Consider the following 19,590-nt stretch of genomic DNA (forward strand, 5'->3'; position numbering starts at 1 on the left):
AAAAGACCTTTCTATGGTGAAATGAAAAAGGCTGGGAGACCAGTCTTTTTCGTGTAGTATCATTGTAACAGGATCAGCTTAAAAAAACAATAAACTGAACCCTCAAATTCAGATCTTACTTCAGTACGGCAAGAATCTGACGAATCATATCTGGATCCCCATCTGGCAAAGTCACCGTCTCCGCATGATCCAAGATTCCTTGGGTAAATTGCGTCATGTATTCTTGGCTGTTCAACTCATCCGCAGACTGTTGCCAGTGGCTCGGTACAGGATAAATGGTCACTGTTCCATCACCGTTAGACGCATAGGTCACATTTCCCTCAGCCGAATAAGAGCCATATAAATGATGGACCGTCTTCGGATAGGTCACTCCCATCCCATCTGTGTAAATATAGCTACCAGCAGCACTTTCGTTGATATTCAATTCCTTAGGAACAGATTGAATCACATAAGCCCAGACCCGCGCAGCTTCGATCTGCTCAGACGAATAGCCTGGGAAGCTATCCTTATCTGATTTTTTCGAAGACTTGGTATCGGACACTTGACTGCTAGCCCATTTCTTGGCCTTGCTTGTCTTTGTCGTACTACTGCTATCGGCTGTATCTGCTTGTTCCCGATCTTTCGGTTGCTCTTTCTTGCGATAGTAGAAATTGTCATCATCGCCATATGCCGGTGACTGACCAGCCCAGATCCGATCCTTAGACTTATCTGAAGCATCGTCTTTACCAGCTTTCTGACCTTTTGGAAGGAGCAAGAGACCATATCCTCCAACACCTGACTTGGCACTGACCGTCATCTCAGCGATCTGGTCCCTCTGCTTAAAGCTCGATCCATCAAGCTCAACATCCTCGCTGACCAAGCCCTTATCATCGAAGACCAGCTCATTGCCACGACCATCGATCCAAGTTCCTTTGATACTCGAGTAGTCCTTAGCCTTGATGGCTTTCAAGTCCATGCCAGACTGTTTCTTTTCTTCAGTGCTAGTCTGCTTGGTCTCCGAACTCTTAGGCATCACCGTCCTCTGAGGACGACCACACGAAGCCAAGACCAAAGCAGAAAGCACAATCACAAAACCTTTTTTCATATCAATCTCCCTTCACACACCTACTATTTTAGAAGAATAAGAAAGGAGAGTCAAAGAAAAAGTGGAGGGGAAAAATAAATTAATGACATAAAAGTCTGTAAAATTATTATTTGAATTTCTAAAGAAAAAGAAGCTCAATGTATCGAGCTCCTAGACCATCATTTTTTGTTTTTCTTGTTTTGGGATCATTCGAAACAACACAGATATAAAACAGTAACATCTCCTCCTTGATTCTTGATAAAGTTTTGGGACCATTCGAAACAGCACGGCTTTAAAACGCACAATTGGAGGAGCGAAGAAATGGAGGAGTTTTGGGACCATTCGAAACAACACGGCTCTAAAACTCAAGGCTTCCTGTGTCAAACTTTTCGTATGTTTTGGGACCATTCGAAACAACACGGCTCTAAAACATGCAGTGGAGCTGATGCCATTCCAGATTCGTTTTGGGACCATTCGAAACAACACGGCTCTAAAACAAGAGGTAGTCGGTGGACACATTAAAATAAGTTTTGGGACCATTCGAAACAACACGGCTCTAAAACATCGTCCAAGTATAGGTCGTTTAGCTTACTGTTTTGGGACCATTCGAAACAACACGGCTCTAAAACTGAGGGGATTTATTCAAAACATTTCTATATGTTTTGGGACCATTCGAAACAACACGGCTCTAAAACGCAGCGTCTGTATAACTCAAACCAAGTTTTGTTTTGGGACCATTCGAAACAACACGGCTCTAAAACGTCGAGAGCTATCTTGTCGAGGTCGAGTGCGTTTTGGGACCATTCGAAACAACACGGCTCTAAAACACTTAATGTTTTGGATCTGTTGAGCCATCTGTTTTGGGACCATTCGAAACAACACGGCTCTAAAACCGACTTCGTAGCCTTGGTTGATAAACGCTGGTTTTGGGACCATTCGAAACAACACGGCTCTAAAACCTGTAGTAGCATTTCATTTCATAGTCTAGGGTTTTGGGACCATTCGAAACAACACGGCTCTAAAACGCCTCCCGTCGAGGTATTTGTGGTGGTTGTGTTTTGGGACCATTCGAAACAACACGGCTCTAAAACCAAGACGTTTGTCAGCTTCTTTCGTGGTTTGTTTTGGGACCATTCGAAACAACACGGCTCTAAAACGTGTACAGCGTGGGGATATTGTTGGATGCAGTTTTGGGACCATTCGAAACAACACGGCTCTAAAACGAAATCAAATCTATACAAGATATATGGAATGTTTTGGGACCATTCGAAACAACACGGCTCTAAAACTCCGTGTTCTTAATTGATGGATAATATTAAGGTTTTGGGACCATTCGAAACAACACGGCTCTAAAACGTCTATAGCGTTTAAATAACTGAAATTGAGGTTTTGGGACCATTCGAAACAACACGGCTCTAAAACGCTCGGTCGCTTACGCTCACGCTGTCGAGAGGTTTTGGGACCATTCGAAACAACACGGCTCTAAAACGAATTGATGTGAACTTCGATGTCCTCACCAGTTTTGGGACCATTCGAAACAACACGGCTCTAAAACAGGAAGACTACAAGCATTATTTTCAATTCAGTTTTGGGACCATTCGAAACAACACGGCTCTAAAACACGAATATGAGAAGTGATACCTGTAATAAAGTTTTGGGACCATTCGAAACAACACGGCTCTAAAACCTCGTAGAATAATTTTTCTTTCGAAATTTCGTAATCGCGCCATTCGTCCTAGCAAGACTTCAGTCCGTCTGAATCCCTTCATTTCTGCTATTATAGCATATTTTCAGCATTTAAGAAATAATCTTTATCTAGTATAAATTGTGGAAAATTATAAACTTGCCTTGGTTCTATAAATAAGACAGATAATTGATTTAAGCTAATATATTCTATTAAACTTTCAATTTCTTTCTCTGATAAGTAAGCAGAAACATTTATAAAAACAAGTAGTCTCTTTTTAGATAGATATTTAAAAACTTGCACAATTTCCATGCATTTTTCAAATACAGTATCACTCACTGTCTCTATTTTAACACCTAATGCTTCGATCAATTCTAGGATAGTGATTTCATCATATTCTAGATCCAATTCATTCTCTAAACACTCATAAGCTAATAATTCTGTAATCGTCACAACTAATTTATCTATCATTGACTTCACTTCAGGTTTTTCATTCAATTGATTTTCTAAATCTGTATGAATCAATTTTAGCATGGAATTTGAATTTAAATTATAACCTAAAATATCTGTTATCACCAGAAGTTCTGAATCTTTCAATGCTGTAAGGCGAGAGTCAAAAATCCTTAAACTACTATCACCATTGTATTGATAAAATTGCTTCACAAGGTCTGAAAATACTTGCTGATCTTCAAGGACTAAAAAGGTAGTATTTGCTATTGTTATTGCTTCATCTAATAAAGGGAAATTAATCTTCATCTGAAAATTCCTCTCCTAAAATAACTAAACGTGCATCTGAATTCGCTACACTTGTATCTCTTTCACCGCATAAATATATCATACGGGAAAACTGTTTTTCCGTAACTGTCAGCAATGTAATACTCCCTTTTTTAGGGTTATGGTTTTTTAATCGTTCAATCATTGCGTTATTTGCTGAATTATTTAGCAACAACTTGCTATAAATGGAAAACTGATGCATGATGAATCCTTCATCAATTAGAAATTGCCTGAATTTGCGATAAGCTTTCCTCTCCTCTGCTGTTTCAACGGGCATATCAAACATTAAAATCATTCGCATATATCGATAACTCATATCCTAAACTCAGGAACTCCTTTCTGAGGATTATTTAATGACTGAATGACTTTCTTTGTATAATCACTGACAATATTCGTTAAGTACATTTCTTTATCATTGTATTGAAAAGTATCTGAAAATATCGAGAACAATTCTCTTTTTATCTTTATAAATTCTGAACCTCTATTTTCATATACAATACGATCAATAATAGGTCGAAATGGCTCCATAATATCACTTGCGAGGTTAAATTGATTAAACTGATTTGCATGCTTCAATCCTAGTTGCGTCATACAGCCTGATAACGCAATCTCACGCGCAAACATACTTAATAATAAAGTATACCCATAGTCTAATGCAGAATTGATATCATTATCTTGCTCACGACTAAAATTATTTCCAAATAAGGTATTAAAATAGATTCGTGCAGCATGTCCTTCTCGATTATTTGGATCAAAAATTTCTAACCCGTCGTATAACTTCATAATAGATTGTGATTTTTCAAAAAAACTACAACTACCTAAATACATAGCTTGATTCAATATCTTTTGAGAAATGATACTTGTCCAAACAAAACCTTTACTTTCTTCATTCCAAGAGATCTGTTTAGATAATTGTAAACTTGAATCATGGCGTCCATAATAAGGCATTAAATAGGCGGTTGGAAGTCTTTTATCATCACAAAAGATCACTAACACATTCTCATCAATAAGCCGTTTTACAAGCATGGTCGACAAGACTATATCAGTTGTTTCAAGAAGCAAGATATCAATCTCGGACAGATGAATTAGTTCTGTCCGAGATGCATCTTTAAAAATTAAATGATTGTTTTTATAGGTTAGTTTAGAATGAGTGTTTACTACTACTGTACGCCAGCCCATTACTCTTCTCCTAATTTGCTCAAGTCAATACGAGTTTCATAAAGTCCTGTAATAGATTGATGGATAAGGGTAGCATTAAAAATTTCTGTAACAGATGAGTAGCGTTTTCTTTCAATATCAATTCCAAGAAATTTAAAGACGGCAGGGGCGCCAAATGCAGTGAAGGTCAACAAATTGATAAATGAATTTGCTTGTTCTTCCATGTTACTTTGTTCAGAATCACTATATAATTTTTTAATTTTCTCTAGATTTGACTCTGCAAGTACATACTTTTGTGAAAACTCAGATACAAAATTCAATAAATCATTAAATTCAGTACGATGTTGCTGGATATATTCCAAATGCTCTGGTTCGTCTTTTTTATGTATTCTTTTAGCATGGTAAAGTAAGGATATTAAATACGATGGTAGCACCATTTCATTACCTTTTTGAAGTTCTTTAGCACTTGCTAGCATCCGTCTGCGACCATTTTCCAGTTCAAATAAACTATACTTAGGTAGGAAAAGAATGTTTTCTTTACGAACATTATGATAACCTTTATTTTCAAGGAAAGTTACTGGATTCTTCTCAAAAGTGGCTTTTTCCATAATCGTTATACCAACTAGAGTCTTGACAGTCTTAAGTTTTTTCGCTTTTCCTTTTTCGATATCGGCAATAAGCAAGATCGAATAAGCGATAACAGGGCTATCAAATCCTCCGTATTTAGTAGTGTCCCAAAGCATATCCTTTGTTTTTCGAGGGATTAGCTTGTCAGAATTTCCTTTAGGAAGAATGGACTCTTTCGAGAAGCCACCCGTTTGTTCTTCTGTTTTCTTCACAATATTCACCTGAGGGATAGAAAGTACTTTTCTAATTATTGCGAAATCTTTTTCTTTATTCCAAGCGATTTCTCCAGTATCCTTGGAATATTCGATATTCTCTCTTTTTACGACTGTTCCGTCTGCGTAATGCACTTCTTCTTTAAAGAAATTCAACAAGTTTGAGTAGAAGAAATACTTTTCAGTTGCTTTTTCAATTTCTTTAGGATCTTTACTTCTTGAGATGTATCTCTTAAGATCATGTTTTTGATAGTCACCATAGACGAATTCAGGCTCTAGTTTAGGATATTTCTTAAGGATAGCCTTAGCTACCACTGCATTTAAGTACGCATCATGTGCATGGTGGTAGTCATTGATTTCCCGTACTTTATATAATCCAAATTCTTTACGGAAGTTGGAAACAAGATTGGATTTCAGAGTGATGATTTTAACGGTACGAATTTTTTGGTTTTTTTCATTCACTTCTGCATTGAAACGAGCATCTAAAATCTGTGCAACATGTTTTGTAATTTGCCGTGTTTCAACCAACTGACGTTTGATAAAGCCAACTTTATCGCGCTCATCTAGCCCTCCACGTTCAGCTTTGGTTAAATTGTTAAATTTACGTTCAGAAATCAATTTGGAATCTAACAATTGATGCCAAAAAGATTTCCTTTTTTGAACAATCTCCAAACTTGGAACATTGTCAGATTTACCACGATTATCTTTTGAACTAGTCAAGACACGGTTATCGAGCGAATCATCCTTAATAAAAGCCTGTGGGATGATGTGATCAATATCATAGTTGCTCAATTGGTTAATATCAAGAGCTTCTCCAGTATACATATCTTTCCCATTTTGGAGATAGTAAAGGAAGAGACGATCATTTTGAAGTTGAATATTATCTGTTGGATGTTCTTTTAAAATGTTACTTCCAAGCTCAGAAATAGCATCTGAGAGTGTCTTTAGGCGTTGTTGCGACTTACTTCTTCCTTTATTAGTAGTCTGATTTTCACGTGCCATTTCAATTATAACAGAATCAGGAGCATGACCCATAACCTTGACAAGTTCATCAACAATTTTGATACTTTGTAAAATTCCCTTTTTAATGGCAGGACTTCCTGGAAGTTCTTGGACAACTTGATTCAAATCATCTGTCTTACCAACCACTTGTGCTTTTCGGATAGCTTCTTTAAAAGAAAGTCCATCGTCATTAATTAACTGCATAAAGTTACGATTGCTGTAGCCATCATCAATCAGATAATCAAGAATTGTTTTCCCAGTTTGTTTATCACGAATGCCGTTAATCAACTTAGCAGAGAGTTTTCCCCAACCAGTATAGTGTCGACGAGTTAGTGCCTTGATTACTTTCTCATCAAACATAGAACTGTACTGAGTAAGACGTTGCTTAATCATCTCACGATCTTCAAATATTGTGAGAGTATGAACGATATTTTCAAGAATTGCTTCATTCTTAGAATCATCCATAAACTCTTTATTCTTTATAATCTTAATCAGGTCGTGATAAGTTGACAGGCTGGCATTAAATTGTTTTTCAATTCCTTTTAGCTCGATTCCATCATACCCATCAATATTATGTAGATAATGGAGGATGTCCTTTTCGGTTACCTTCCTTTTATCTTTGAATATTTGATTGACAATTTTCTTTTTTTGCCCACTATCAAGAAATTGATAGTCTCTTAAACCTTCAGCAATATATTTTACTTTTGTTAGCTCATTATAAACTGCAAATTTTTCGTATAAAAGACTGTGTTTAGGTAGAACTTTTTCCTCCGGCAAATACAAGTCATAGTTGGTCATTTTATTGATGAAATCTTCTGCAGAGCTAGCTTTATCAACCATTTCTTCAAAATTCCATGGTCTGATTGCTTCGTCAGAATTTCGAGTCAGCCAAGCAAAATCACGATTGCCGCGAGCTAGTGGCCCAACATAATAAGGAATACGGAATGTTAAGATCCGTTCAATTTTTTCTTTGTTCTCTTTTAAAAATGGATAATATTCTCCTTGATGCCGGATGATGGCATTCATTTCTTGAAGATGAATTTGATGAGGAATTGAACCATTATCGAAAGTACGCTGTTTTCTCAAAAAATCTTCACGTTCAATTTTTTCAAGGAAATAGTTTGCTCCTTCAAACTTAGAGATGAGATTTTTGATATATTTGTAAAATCCTTCTTGAGTAGTTTTACCATCAATATAACCTGCATATCCATCCTTAGAATCATCAGAAAAAACTTCAGTATATTTTTCTGGAAGATTTCTTCTTATGAATTGTTTTAATGCTGAAAGATCATTTTGATGATTATCATAACGTTCTATCATAGAGGCAGATAGAGGTGCCTTAGTTGCAGGATCTTTAACAGATAATATCCCTGCTAATAGTATGGCATCATAGAGTTTTTTAGCCACTACAAAAAGATCAGCGTAATCATCGCCAATTTGCCCCAACAAACTTTCCAAATCCTCATCATAAGTATCCTTAGAAAATTGTAATGGAGCCTTTTCTTCTAAGTCGAAATATTTCTTAAAATCAGCTTGATTCCCAACAATTAATTTTAAAAACTCAGAAAATAATCCCGTTGATTTTTCATCAGGAAATAGTTTTAGGACACGATCTCTTTTAGCAGATTTACTAATCTTATCGGTAAAAATTCCTTCTACCTGTGCATTTTCTTTGCAAAGTGAACTTTCTTCAAAAGTGTTATCATAAACACTTGCAAATTCGTTAAAGATTTTTTGAATATCATTATTTTTAATATCGAATGTGTCTTCATACAAGAAATGTCCACGATATTTAATGATATGTGCCAAAGCTAAATAGATTAAACGCAAATCAGCTTTCTCTTTCGAATCTGCAAGACTCTTTCTCAAATGATAAATGGTTGGAAACTGTTTATGATACTCTTTCTCTTCCTCTAAAGTTCCAAAAATTGGATACTTACTTCCTCTCTTATCTTCAGGAACTAGGAATGAATCATCTAAGCGATGGAAAAAACTCTCATCCACTTTATTCATTTCTGTAGCAAATATTTCCTGCAAATACAAAATTCTATTCCGACGTCTTGTATATCGACGTCTGGCAGTTCTTTTTAACCGACGATCTGCAGCAGTATTTCCTGCATCAAAAAGGAGTGCTCCGATTAAATTTTTCTTAATAGTCGTCTTATTAGTATTTCCAAGCACCTTCATTTTTTTAGCAGGAACCTTATAATCATCTGTGATAATTGCCCAGCCTACGCTATTTGTACCGATATCTAAGCCAATTGAATATGGTTTTTTCATAATTTTCTCCTTTATGTCTTGCATTTGCGATGATAAAGTTGTAGAATAATGGTGTTGGGATTATTCGAAACAACACAGCAAGTTAAAATAAGGCTTTGTCCGTATCCAACTTGAAAAAAGAGTGCACCGATTCGGTGCTTTTTTTGTGCTTTTTTTTCCTATCCCTAATCAGTCATTATATTAACTACATTTTACTCCTTACTTCCTCAAAAATCAATTCATTACATGGAGATATTCCTTCTTTTCTTGACTTTACATTTACACACAAAAAGGAACTCGCATTCACGAGTTCCCTTTTTCTTCATGTCCCCTGCCGGAATCGAACCAGCAACTACTCCTTAGGAGGGAGTTGTTATATCCATTGAACTAAGGGGACTTATAAAAAAAGAAGCGAGATCACTCCCGCCTCCTTGTTCGTCTTAACGACGGATTTCTTTAATACGAGCTGCTTTACCTTGCAATGCACGAAGGTAGTACAATTTCGCACGACGTACTTTACCGTAACGTACAACTTCAATCTTGTCTACACGTGGAGTGTGTACTGGGAATGTACGTTCAACACCGACACCGTTAGAGATTTTACGAACAGTGTACATTTCTGTATGTCCTTGACCTTTACGAGCGATAACAACGCCTTCAAAGATCTGGATACGTTCACGAGATCCTTCGACAACTTTCGCGTGTACACGAACAGTGTCACCAGGACGGAATGCAGGGATATCAGTACGAAGTTGACCTTCTGTCAAACTTTGGATTAATGGATTCATTTTATTCTCCTATCTTCGTCAATCTTGAGGGACTTCCCTCAGCGGATAAACTGTATTTTTGTGCTTCCATTACGCACAGAAACTATCATATCAGATATTTTCAGGTTTGTAAAGCTCTTTTCTCTACTTTTTTGCAACTTTTTGGCCGGAATAAATACTCCACTCTTTTGGTAGGCAATAGGCGATGGCGCAGGCGATCACAAAGAAAGGAAGATTGCCATAGCCGAAGACCTCCCCTCCGATCAAGATCGGTGCGAGCAAGGTCGTGGTCGCACTACCAAAGACACTGGCATAACCGATAGCGGCCACGACCAAGACGGGTAAGCCCAGCAGAGGAGCGAGAAAGACGCCAAGTGTAGCTCCGATCGCAAAGAGCGGTGTCACTTCTCCTCCTTGGTATCCAGCAGAGATGGTCACCACGGTAAAGAGGAGCTTGAGGATCCAGTCATAACTCTGCGCACTTCCTTGATGAAATGCCATATCAATCAGATTGGTTCCGAGGCCGCTATAAGAGCCAACCTTGGTCAGCTGGAGGGTCAAGAGGACCAAGCTGAGTCCAACCCCAATGACCGAGATTCGGATATAAGGATTAGGTAGTACTTTCGCGACTGTTTTTTTCAACCAGGAAAGGCTAACTGCAAAGAGCTTCCCAGCGAGTCCGAACGCCAAGCCAAGAAGGGCAACTTTGATCAAGGTCTCTGGTGTCCAGCTCAGCGTTTCCTTGAGTGGCACAGCAAACTTCTCCAAGCCAAGAGCATGAGAGGTAAAGCTCGCCACGATCGAGGCGATGAGCGCTGGATAGAGAGCAATCAACTGCAACTCTCCAACTGTCAAGACTTCCAGGGCAAAGAAGGTTGCTGCCAGTGGCGTCTGAAAGAGCCCCGCAAAACCTGCTGCCATCCCGGTCATGAGAAAGATACGTGAAGCATCTGGAAACTTGAAATAACGGGCAAAACGATGCGAAAGGGTCGCTCCGATTTGGACTGCTACACCTTCCCGACCGACCGAACCACCGAAGAGGTGGCTCATCCAGGTCGTCAGCATGATCAAAGGCACTAAGACCAAGGGGATTTTCTCCTCACGCGCATGCCCGACATCAAAAACAAGGCCCATCCCTTTTGAAGCCTTCCCACCAAAACGTTTATAAAGATAAACGATGAAAAGCCCTGCTATGGCCAGAAAAAGAATCAAGGGCCAATGCTGGCTTCGGAAATCTCCGATCAGGAGCAATCCTTGACCAAAAATCATGTCAATAGCACCGACCAAGAGACCGATGAAGAGGGCCATCCCTGTGAGGACCAGGTACTGCTGTGCTTTTTGCTTGATAGATAGACTAGTCACGCGCCCTGACCTCCTCTTGGAAGTCTCTCGAGCGCTTCATCATATCTTGAAACTGGCCTTGAATAGTCGTGCGATACTGATCATCTGTCACAAGAGATCCGACTTTCTCAAGCACCTCTCTTTCCCTTCCTTGGTCGAGCACAGGTAGGCCCTGCTGCTCCTTATATTCTATAATCTGACCGACACAAACCATCCGTTTTTCCAGCAAGGCTACAAGCTCTTGATCGATTTGGTCAATGTCCTTACGAATCTGATCTAAATCCATGTGTCTCCTCTTTATTTTGGATATAAATCGAGGCTGTAATCCATCGATCCAGCCTCTTTGTCATTAATTTGCTTTGGCTACGAGTTCTTCTGCAAAGGCTTCTAATTTTTCAATGTCTTCGTCTTCTGCAGACAAATCAACTTTGACACACTCAGAACCTTTTTCAGCACCAGTCGCAGCGAAGCAACGGTCGAAATCATCAACTGCTTTACAGAATTCATCGTAGAAGGTATCCCCTGATCCTACAACACCGTAAAGTTTGCCTTTGAGATCAAGGCCAGCCAAATCTTCGTAGAAATCTTGGATCTCATCTGGAAGCTCTCCATCACCGTAAGTATAAGTCGCTACCACTGCGATATCTGCATCAAGGAAGTCCTCCGCATCCACAGTTGTACACTCATCCACATCTACTTCGACACCAAGATCACGGAATTTATCCGCTACGATATCGGCAATTTCTTCAGTATTTCCAGTCATACTAGCAAAAACAATTTTCGCTACAGTCATAATTTCCTCCCAAAATCTATTTTCCGTATTATACCACTTTTTCAAGCATTTTGCACGAAACCTTTCTCCAGAAGATGAAAGTCATGGCTCATTCAAAGAAATTGGACCGATGGAACCTAATCACCCTCGTTTTCTTCTTGAATTTCTTTAATAGTTTTGATTTCTTCATCCAATTTCTTATCAAATTCGGCTTTATTTTTGAATGGATACGAATATGTGCGCCAAGTGTACCATTTGAGTCCTTCTCTACCCTTATAGTACCACTCGATTTTGGTTGGTAAGAATTCTTTGTTATAGGTGATACGAACTTTGGAAAATTGACTATCCTTAATAGAATATCTACCTTCAAATTCCGGGGAATATTCCTCTTTCATCAATTTGTCATCCAAAAATCTTTTCGGAGAGCTAGTAATTTGATAGTTGGATTTCTTTATTTCATCAGTAGTAATTTTGTTGCTCAATAATACCGATGAGAGTTCTTCATTTATCGCAGATTTGTAATACTGTTTACGATCCCAGTCTGCTTTATAACCGCCATAAACTGTATCGTCTTTCACTGCCGTTTCATCATTATAGTAATATTCCTTTTTATCAAGATCCAACCCAACCTCAAAATGCTCTTCGGTAGGATCTCCCATTTTGATCATAACAAATTGCTTTTTCTTTAAAACATTCAATGCTGATCGATTGTTACTGCAACTACTTATAAAAAACAGGGCAAGAATTGCCATCATTATTTTTGGCAAATGAAACAATAATTCCCATTTGCTTGTTAATCTTTTAATGTGTTTCATCTCTCTCATTCTAACAAAATATATACCTAAAAGGAAGTGTCTTCCTAACAATAAAGCTGGGCCCTAAATAAGCTCAGCTTTATTTCAATAACAGGTCAATCACCCTCATTTTCTTCTTGAATTTCTTTAATAGTTTCGATTTCTTCATCAAGCTTCTTATTAAATTCAGTCTTATTCTTAAATGGATATGAATACGTGCGCCAAGTGTACCATTTTAGCCCTTCTTCACCCTTATAGTACCACTCAATTTTAGTAGGTAGAAACTCTTTGTTGTAGGTGATACGAACCTTGGAAAATTGACTATCCTTAATAGAATATCTACCTTCAAATTCTGGCGGATGTTTTTCTTCTAATAATTTTTTATTGATGAATGAATCAGCTGAACGAGTGATTTGATAGTTGGAATCTTTTATATCTTTAACACTAATTTGCTGATTTAAAAGTGCTGAAGTGAGCTCAATATCCAAAGCTCTTTTATAATACTCCGCAGCCCTATATTCCTGACTGCCACCATACAATTTACTATTTTTTATTGCAGCTCCGTGGTAATAAAAAAATTCTTTTTCTTTTAAATCAAAACCCGCACTAATTGATAATTTTTTATCATTATCTGAAATACTTTGAGTCTCAATATAACGTTTATTTATTAATATTGAATGAGTATCACTTATGCTCTTTGATGTACTCAGGGCTACGAGTATACTTATTATACCCACGATCGCTAGGCTTAATGCCACTAGCATAACTTTTATATTTATTATACTCTTCCATTTTTTCTTTTTCTGACATTCCTTTTGTATTACGTTGCCATGCTTCATAATCTTCATGTCCTCCTCCTTTTACGATATCCGCGAATTGACCTACATGACCAGTTTTTTCATCTGTTTTACCCAAATCACCTTCATAGCGAAATAGTTTTTTTGCTTCAGTTCGAGTAGCTGGCTCAGGAGTGCCATCCACATCGAGCATTCCATGTTTACCTTCGTAAAACTTAGTAACATCAGAATTATTACCTTTTGAAGGGCCATAGTTAAAGGACTCCTTGTTAGCTATTTTCCTTAATTCTTCATTAGAATATTTGCCCGGATCGGAATCATAGCGACCATCTGCTAGTTTGTGCTTGTCATAGGCATCCCATTGGCTATCAAACTCGCCGGTATCCATATTCACAATAAACTCCACCATCCGGGCATTGTTTAAATCTTTGCCTTTAGATGAATAGCCCTTGGGTACTTGAACTTTCATATTATAGGGACGTTTGAAGCCATCTTTTGGATCAAAGCGGTTATGAAAGTTCGCACCAGTCGTGTAATCAAATTCAATATTATTTTCTTTGCCATATGCTAAAAGTTTCTCGTAATCATTTGCGCCTTCGTAATGACTGCGAATATAGTAAATTGCTTGGCGATCCAAATAATAGCGGAAGAAACAATGGTCTAATGATTTCATTCTAACAAAATATCTATCCAATGTAAAACCGCTTCCACTGCCTCTACATAGTGATAAACGCTTGCTGGATGGGCCTTTCTTATGTTAAAATTGACAGAGAAAATGAGGTAATGTATGAACGTAATGAATGACATTCTTGAAAAGATTCAAGCTTATGACACAATTATTATCCACCGTCACCAGAATCCGGATCCGGATGCGATTGGTAGCCAAGTGGGCTTGCGGGATCTCCTGCGTGCGCACTTCCCTCAAAAGCGGGTATTGGCAACTGGCTATGATGAGCCGACCTTGACTTGGCTTGCTGAAATGGATGAGGTCAAGGATGAGGATTATGAAGGAGCTTTGGTGATTGTCTGTGATACGGCCAATACTCCCCGCATCGATGACAAGCGCTATTCAACGGGTGATTTCCTGATCAAGATCGACCACCATCCAAATGACGATGCATATGGCGATCTGCTCTGGGTTGATACAGACTCAAGCTCTACCAGTGAGCTGATTGCACTTTTTGCTAAGGAATTGGATCTCGAACTCCCGGTTAGTGTTGCGCGTCTCCTCTATGCGGGGATTGTCGGCGATACAGGTCGTTTCCTTTATCCTGCTACTTCGACTCGGACTTTTGAGATCGCTGCAACTCTTCGGAGCATTCCTTTTGATTTTACAGCCCTTGCTCGTCAGATGGATACGATCAATCTCAAGACGGCTAAGCTTCAAGGCTACGTCTATGACCATCTAGAGATCGATGAATATGGCGCTGCGCGTGTTACCTTGACACAAGAGCTCTTGAAAAAATTCGATCTACGTGATTCCGAGACTGCTGCGATTGTTGGGGCTCCTGGACGCATCGATACCGTGTCTGTTTGGGCTATTTTTGTCGAGCAGGCAGACGGTCACTTCCGTGTCCGGATGCGGAGCAAACGAAAAGTAATTAACGAAATCGCCAAACGTCATAATGGTGGTGGCCATCCACTAGCTAGTGGGGCCAACTCTTACTCTCTTGAAGAGAATGACCAAATTTACCAAGAGCTACAAGAAGTGGCTCGCACAAACGAAGGCTGAGAACGATTTCTCAGCCTTTTTATTATTTTAGTGGGGTTTTCAATTCAAGAACCTTATGGTAAAATAAAGCTAATAAAATTATTAAGGAGACTTATTATGGAAAAAAATCGTTTGTTTATCATTATCTCTGCTGCGGTAGCGATTCTTAGCTCTTTCTTGCCATGGGCAAGCCTGAATGCTGGAAATTTTGGTTCATACAGCTGGAATGGCCTTCGCGGAGATGGATGGTTTGTTATTATCTTCGCAGTCGTTGCGATTGTCCTTGCTTGCTTGAACGATGTAAAATCTTCACTACCAAAAGGTTTTGCAATTGGTGTTATCGTAGCAGGAGCTCTCTCAACTATCGTAACATTGATCGATGTCTTCGGTGTGAACAAGTACGCTGTTGACTTCAATGGTTATGGCGTTTCAATTGGCTTTGGGTTGATCCTTGCTTTGATCGCATCAATCGCTATTGTTGTGACTGGTCTCTTGGCGATGTCAGGTGGTAAAATCACTAAAGGAACCTTCGAAGAACTTGCTGAATCTGGTAAAGGATTTGCCCAATCAGTAGGACGCGTCACTTCTTCTACTGTAAAAACTGCTGTAGATGAAATCAAAAAAGAAACTCACGAACACACTGAGGGACAAGCTGATCAACCGGTTGAAGCACCAAAAGATCCAAATCAATCTGAACAATAATAATATCAGAATCACCTTGGCTAAGCCAGGGTGATTTTTTTGATCATTAATTTAAATAAAATTAGTGAAAATACTTGTCAAGATCCTGGAAATTTGGTACACTAGCTAAGTAACAATCTATGGCTCGGAAAGAGACCATGGCAGAAAGGAAATATTGCAAAATGAAAAAAGATATCCATCCAGAATATCGCCCTGTTGTCTTCATGGACACTACTACTGGTTACAAGTTCGTCAGCGGTTCAACTAAGTACTCTAGCGAAACAGTTGAATTCGAAGGTGAAACTTATCCATTGATCCGTGTTGAAATTTCATCAGACTCACACCCATTCTACACTGGACGTCAAAAGTTCACTCAAGCAGATGGACGTGTGGATCGTTTCAACAAAAAATACGGTCTCAAATAAGAACCAACACAGAACCACTTCCCTTTCGGGAGTGGTTTTTTTGATCTAAAAAGATGAACATATAAGGAACACTTTCTCCCTTTTCTGAAAAATCATTTTCATTGTCTTCTCCTCTATCCTCTGCTATACTTGGATTATCAAAGAAAGGAGACAAGCCGATGATATTGTCCAATAAATTCACACTTTCTCTTGCCTCACTGGCAGTTCTTGGTCTTTTAGCAGCCTGCTCGAACCAGACAGCTCAAACACCTGCAAACTCTGCTAGTTCACACCAGGTTTCTTCGAGCACTTCAAGCTCTAAAGGTTCACAAACGGCTAGCCAAGCTGAAAATCTAGACGGTACATACAAAGGAACTGATGAAAATGATCAGATCACTCTGATCCTCTCTGGTACGACGGGCACATGGGAAGAGGTTGAAAGGGATGGCGAGAAAGAAAGCAAGCCTGTAACCGTTCACGCCGACAATCATACTCTCAATGTGGGGGATGATCTCAAATATTACAAACTAGAAGGTAACCAACTCATTATTGAAGATGACGATCGCGATCCTTCTGATACCATTGTATTAACGAAATAGCATAAAAAATAAGAGGTTAGGATATTGATCCTAACCTCTATTTATTATCTTAATGGAACTGCATCCCACCATCTACGATAATGGTTTGTCCTGTGATGTAGTTTGAATCAGGTCCAGCAAGGAAGCTGACCGCTGCTGCTACATCTTCTGGTTCTGAAAGACGTTTCAAAGTGATATCTTTAGCGAATGTTTGCATACCCCATTCGTCGTCTTTGCCCGCGTTCTTACCTACTTCATGAGCAATGTCAAACATCATTGGAGTCTTAACGATACCTGGTGCATACGCATTGACAGTGATTCCTGAATCAGCCAAGTCACGTGCCAAAGTTTGCGTAATCCCACGAACTGCAAATTTAGTACCACCATAGACAGTCAAGTTAGGGTTACCTACAACACCTGCTTGTGAAGTTGCATTGATGATTTTTCCGCCATGACCTAGTGCTTTGAACTGAGCTTGAGCCGCTTGTGCACCCCAAATTACACCACCAACATTAATAGCAAATGTACGTGTAAATTGTTCTTCAGTAATTGTATCAAGTGGTGTAGTTGGCGCAACACCTGCATTGTTTACGACAACATTCAAATCTCCAAAATGGTCAACAACCTTTTGGAAAGCTGCAGCCACTTCTTCTTGTTTAGACACATCAGCTACGACTGCAAAAGCATGATCTGCTGATAACTCAGCAACTGCTTTTTCAGCTGTTTCAGCATTGTAGTCCAATACTCCGACCTTGAAGCCATCTTGCACCAAACGTTTTGCGATTGCAAAACCGATTCCTTGACCAGCACCTGTGACAATAGCTACTTTAGACATATGATTCCTCCTTGGTATCAACGATACCAGCAAACGTTCATAGAAGAACAGCAAGGGTTGACAACTAGTTTTGGGTGAATCTATCATCAGTTCCTTCCAAAACTATGCTAACAGTATACTCCTTTGTGAAAAAAGTGTCAAACTCTGGCCTGTTATTTTTTAAAAAAAGTTTATTTATATGATATTTTTATTTAGTGATAAATGAACTAAACCATGAGATAGAGTATAGCTTTTACCCACAGCGGATCACTATTCTATTCTGTAAAAGCTACATAAAAAGAGAGTGGGACAGAAATCGGTAATTCGTTAGAATTCGATTTCGTCGTCCCACCTCCGCACAGTTGAGTAGGGCTGTAAAAGCTGATGAAATCAGCGTAGTAGAGCCCACTCAACCACTGCGTCTTGCTCGACAATCCAAAGAGAGGCTAGGACTTTTGTCCCAGCCTCTGCTAATAAACTATTCATTTGATGAGTCCCTTTAGTCATTAGACTCTGCAAATACTTGAGTGGCTTTGACTGCTTTCTTCCATCCCTTGTACAATTTCTCTTTGCGAGCTTCATCCATCTTGGGTTCAAAGATTTGAGCTGCTCCATGAAGAGTTTTTAATTCATCTAAGTCCTTCCAATAGCCTACTGTCAGACCTGCTAGGAAGGCTGCTCCTAAAGCCGTCGTCTCCAAGTTTTTGGCACGAGCAATCGCAATTCCAAGAATATCTGCCTGAAACTGCATTAAGTAATCATTTTTCGCTGCTCCTCCGTCTACTTTTAGGACAGGGATAGGAGTTTTGGCATCTACCTGCATAGTGTCGATGATATCGCGAACTTGGTAGGCAATGGATTGAAGGGTTGCTTTGATAAAGTCTTCCTTAGTCGTTCCCCGGGTAAGTCCAAAGACAGAACCACGCGCCTCTTGATTCCAGTATGGGGCTCCAAGACCCGTAAAGGCAGGGACCACATAGATTTCATCCTGGTTCTGGGACTTCAGAGCATAGGCTTCCGATTCAGGTGAATTATCTATCATACGCAGGCCATCACGAAGCCATTGAATAGCACTTCCAGCGATAAAGATAGAACCTTCTAGTGCATAGTAGACCTTGCCATTGATCCCATATCCAATCGTCGTCAGCAAGTTATTTTCCGATAACTGCATCTCTTCACCCGTATTCATAATGATGAAGGATCCAGTCCCATAGGTATTTTTAACCATACCAGGTTCAAAAGCCAATTGGCCAAAGAGGGCGGCTTGCTGGTCTCCTGCCATCCCCGCAATCGGCACTTGTCCACCGTAGAAATGGAAAGGAGCTGTCTTGCCATAGATTTCAGAGTTTGAACGCACTTCAGGAAGCATGGCTTTAGGAATGTTGAGAATTTCCAAAATCTCATCATCCCATTTCAGTTCCTTGATATTGTAGAGCATGGTACGGGCAGCATTGGAATAGTCTGTCACGTGGGCTGCTCCATCCGTCAACTTCCAGACCAGCCAAGTATCAATGGTCCCAAAGAGCAATTCTCCTTTTTCCGCACGCTCTTGTGCTCCTTTAACATGATCCAAAATCCAACGAACTTTAGTTGCTGAAAAGTAAGCATCGATGACCAAACCTGTCTTTTGGTGGAAGGTTTCTACATAGCCTTGGTTTTTGAGCTCTTCAGCCAGTGGAGCAGTTTGCCGTGATTGCCAGACAATAGCATTGTAAATAGGAAGACCCGTATTCTTATCCCAAACAACTGTCGTTTCCCGTTGATTGGTAATGCCGATCGCCTCGATTTGATTGGGCTTGATACCACTTTCAATAAAGACTTCAGCGATCACCGACTGAACAGAGTTCCAAATCTCATTGGCATTGTGCTCCACCCAACCAGCCTGCGGAAAAATCTGAGTGAACTCCTTTTGACTAGAGCTAACTTGCTCTCCTTTTTTGTTAAAAATGATGGCCCGTGAACTAGTGGTTCCCTGGTCAATCGCCATGATATAGGTTTCTGGTGACATAAACTGTCCTCCTAAGTTAGGTATTTAAACATCTTGTTCTTTCATAAACTAGTATACTCTATTTCATCTAGGATTTGTATCCATTTTTTTAATAAATTACAGTCTAAATTTTCCTTCTGCTTCCAACTCTATCAGATCAAATTA

General features: G+C 39.3%; 18 protein-coding genes, 1 tRNA gene, 1 pseudogene and 1 CRISPR repeat array. Of the genes and pseudogenes, 4 read left to right on the forward strand and 16 right to left on the reverse strand.

Translation table 11 applies throughout. The annotated features are described in order from the left end of the window. Nucleotides 1-115: 115 nt before the first annotated feature. The 13 genes and pseudogenes from ACVC7Q_RS02695 to ACVC7Q_RS02755 all read right to left on the reverse strand — a co-directional run. The gene (locus ACVC7Q_RS02695) at nucleotides 116-1,084 is read right to left on the reverse strand and encodes a DUF6287 domain-containing protein (protein WP_447264739.1); all 969 of its coding nucleotides are present in this window, start codon (nucleotides 1,082-1,084) and stop codon (nucleotides 116-118) included. 176 nt (nucleotides 1,085-1,260) lie between these two features. Next, nucleotides 1,261-2,750: a CRISPR direct-repeat array (repeat unit 36 nt; unit sequence GTTTTGGGACCATTCGAAACAACACGGCTCTAAAAC). A 90-nt stretch (nucleotides 2,751-2,840) separates the two neighbouring features. After that, entirely contained in the window at nucleotides 2,841-3,503 is a 663-nt protein-coding gene (gene csn2 / locus ACVC7Q_RS02700) for a type II-A CRISPR-associated protein Csn2 (protein WP_447264740.1), read from the reverse strand. Beyond that, on the reverse strand, nucleotides 3,493-3,837 hold the full coding sequence (gene cas2 / locus ACVC7Q_RS02705) for a CRISPR-associated endonuclease Cas2 (protein WP_447264741.1): 345 nt from the start codon (nucleotides 3,835-3,837) through the stop codon (nucleotides 3,493-3,495). Before cas2 ends, csn2 begins: the two co-directional genes overlap by 11 nt. Then, nucleotides 3,834-4,700 (reverse strand): type II CRISPR-associated endonuclease Cas1, encoded by an 867-nt coding sequence (gene cas1 / locus ACVC7Q_RS02710; RefSeq protein WP_447264742.1) that lies wholly within the window; start codon nucleotides 4,698-4,700, stop codon nucleotides 3,834-3,836. Before cas1 ends, cas2 begins: the two co-directional genes overlap by 4 nt. Further along, nucleotides 4,700-8,800, reverse strand: coding sequence for a type II CRISPR RNA-guided endonuclease Cas9 (gene cas9, locus ACVC7Q_RS02715; RefSeq protein WP_447264743.1), 4,101 nt, complete (start codon nucleotides 8,798-8,800; stop codon nucleotides 4,700-4,702). Before cas9 ends, cas1 begins: the two co-directional genes overlap by 1 nt. 304 nt (nucleotides 8,801-9,104) lie before the next feature. Then, a tRNA-Arg gene (locus ACVC7Q_RS02720) sits at nucleotides 9,105-9,176 on the reverse strand. 43 nt (nucleotides 9,177-9,219) lie between these two features. Continuing rightward, nucleotides 9,220-9,567, reverse strand: coding sequence for a 50S ribosomal protein L19 (rplS, locus tag ACVC7Q_RS02725; RefSeq protein WP_021153086.1), 348 nt, complete (start codon nucleotides 9,565-9,567; stop codon nucleotides 9,220-9,222). 123 nt (nucleotides 9,568-9,690) lie between these two features. Then, on the reverse strand, nucleotides 9,691-10,854 hold the full coding sequence (locus ACVC7Q_RS02730) for a chloride channel protein (protein ID WP_447265033.1): 1,164 nt from the start codon (nucleotides 10,852-10,854) through the stop codon (nucleotides 9,691-9,693). A 46-nt stretch (nucleotides 10,855-10,900) separates the two neighbouring features. Then, the gene (locus ACVC7Q_RS02735; protein ID WP_447264744.1) at nucleotides 10,901-11,173 is read right to left on the reverse strand and encodes a chorismate mutase; all 273 of its coding nucleotides are present in this window, start codon (nucleotides 11,171-11,173) and stop codon (nucleotides 10,901-10,903) included. A 63-nt stretch (nucleotides 11,174-11,236) separates the two neighbouring features. Then, nucleotides 11,237-11,680, reverse strand: coding sequence for a flavodoxin (locus ACVC7Q_RS02740; protein ID WP_003007049.1), 444 nt, complete (start codon nucleotides 11,678-11,680; stop codon nucleotides 11,237-11,239). A 116-nt stretch (nucleotides 11,681-11,796) separates the two neighbouring features. Next, nucleotides 11,797-12,474: a hypothetical protein gene (locus tag ACVC7Q_RS02745; RefSeq protein ID WP_447264745.1), complete on the reverse strand. Its 678-nt coding sequence runs from the start codon at nucleotides 12,472-12,474 to the stop codon at nucleotides 11,797-11,799. Nucleotides 12,475-12,569: 95 nt separating this feature from the next. Then, nucleotides 12,570-13,217, reverse strand: coding sequence for a hypothetical protein (locus ACVC7Q_RS02750; RefSeq protein WP_447264746.1), 648 nt, complete (start codon nucleotides 13,215-13,217; stop codon nucleotides 12,570-12,572). Next, nucleotides 13,138-13,902, reverse strand: a pseudogene (locus tag ACVC7Q_RS02755) (DUF3114 domain-containing protein); the annotation flags it as partial. The pseudogene ACVC7Q_RS02755 and the gene ACVC7Q_RS02750, both read right to left, overlap by 80 nt. Nucleotides 13,903-14,037: 135 nt before the next feature. On the opposite strand from ACVC7Q_RS02755, the gene ACVC7Q_RS02760 reads away from it, so the two are divergent. From ACVC7Q_RS02760 to ACVC7Q_RS02770, 3 genes are all read left to right on the forward strand, one after another. Further along, nucleotides 14,038-14,982, forward strand: coding sequence for a DHH family phosphoesterase (locus ACVC7Q_RS02760; RefSeq protein ID WP_447264747.1), 945 nt, complete (start codon nucleotides 14,038-14,040; stop codon nucleotides 14,980-14,982). A 96-nt stretch (nucleotides 14,983-15,078) separates the two neighbouring features. Then, complete coding sequence (locus tag ACVC7Q_RS02765; protein ID WP_187539044.1) at nucleotides 15,079-15,663, forward strand: lantibiotic ABC transporter permease; 585 nt, start codon at nucleotides 15,079-15,081, stop codon at nucleotides 15,661-15,663. 161 nt (nucleotides 15,664-15,824) lie between these two features. Then, nucleotides 15,825-16,067: a type B 50S ribosomal protein L31 gene (locus ACVC7Q_RS02770; RefSeq protein ID WP_021153079.1), complete on the forward strand. Its 243-nt coding sequence runs from the start codon at nucleotides 15,825-15,827 to the stop codon at nucleotides 16,065-16,067. Here the strand turns inward: ACVC7Q_RS02770 and ACVC7Q_RS02775 are convergent. Next, nucleotides 16,060-16,248 carry a hypothetical protein gene (locus tag ACVC7Q_RS02775; RefSeq protein ID WP_447264748.1) on the reverse strand — a complete coding sequence of 63 codons (189 nt, stop codon included), beginning with the start codon at nucleotides 16,246-16,248 and terminating at the stop codon, nucleotides 16,060-16,062. The genes ACVC7Q_RS02770 and ACVC7Q_RS02775 overlap by 8 nt on opposite strands. Here ACVC7Q_RS02775 and ACVC7Q_RS02780 point away from each other — a divergent pair. After that, nucleotides 16,226-16,645, forward strand: coding sequence for an SP_0198 family lipoprotein (locus tag ACVC7Q_RS02780; RefSeq protein ID WP_447264749.1), 420 nt, complete (start codon nucleotides 16,226-16,228; stop codon nucleotides 16,643-16,645). The two genes, ACVC7Q_RS02775 and ACVC7Q_RS02780, sit on opposite strands and share 23 nt — an antisense overlap. A gap of 49 nt (nucleotides 16,646-16,694) precedes the next feature. Here ACVC7Q_RS02780 and ACVC7Q_RS02785 read toward each other — a convergent pair whose 3' ends face one another. Both ACVC7Q_RS02785 and glpK read right to left on the reverse strand, forming a co-directional pair. After that, nucleotides 16,695-17,459 carry a (S)-acetoin forming diacetyl reductase gene (locus ACVC7Q_RS02785; RefSeq protein ID WP_049515143.1) on the reverse strand — a complete coding sequence of 255 codons (765 nt, stop codon included), beginning with the start codon at nucleotides 17,457-17,459 and terminating at the stop codon, nucleotides 16,695-16,697. 478 nt (nucleotides 17,460-17,937) lie between these two features. Continuing rightward, nucleotides 17,938-19,446 carry a glycerol kinase GlpK gene (glpK, locus tag ACVC7Q_RS02790; protein WP_447264750.1) on the reverse strand — a complete coding sequence of 503 codons (1,509 nt, stop codon included), beginning with the start codon at nucleotides 19,444-19,446 and terminating at the stop codon, nucleotides 17,938-17,940. Nucleotides 19,447-19,590: the final 144 nt, after the last annotated feature.

Source organism: Streptococcus sp. W151 (assembly GCF_053010205.1).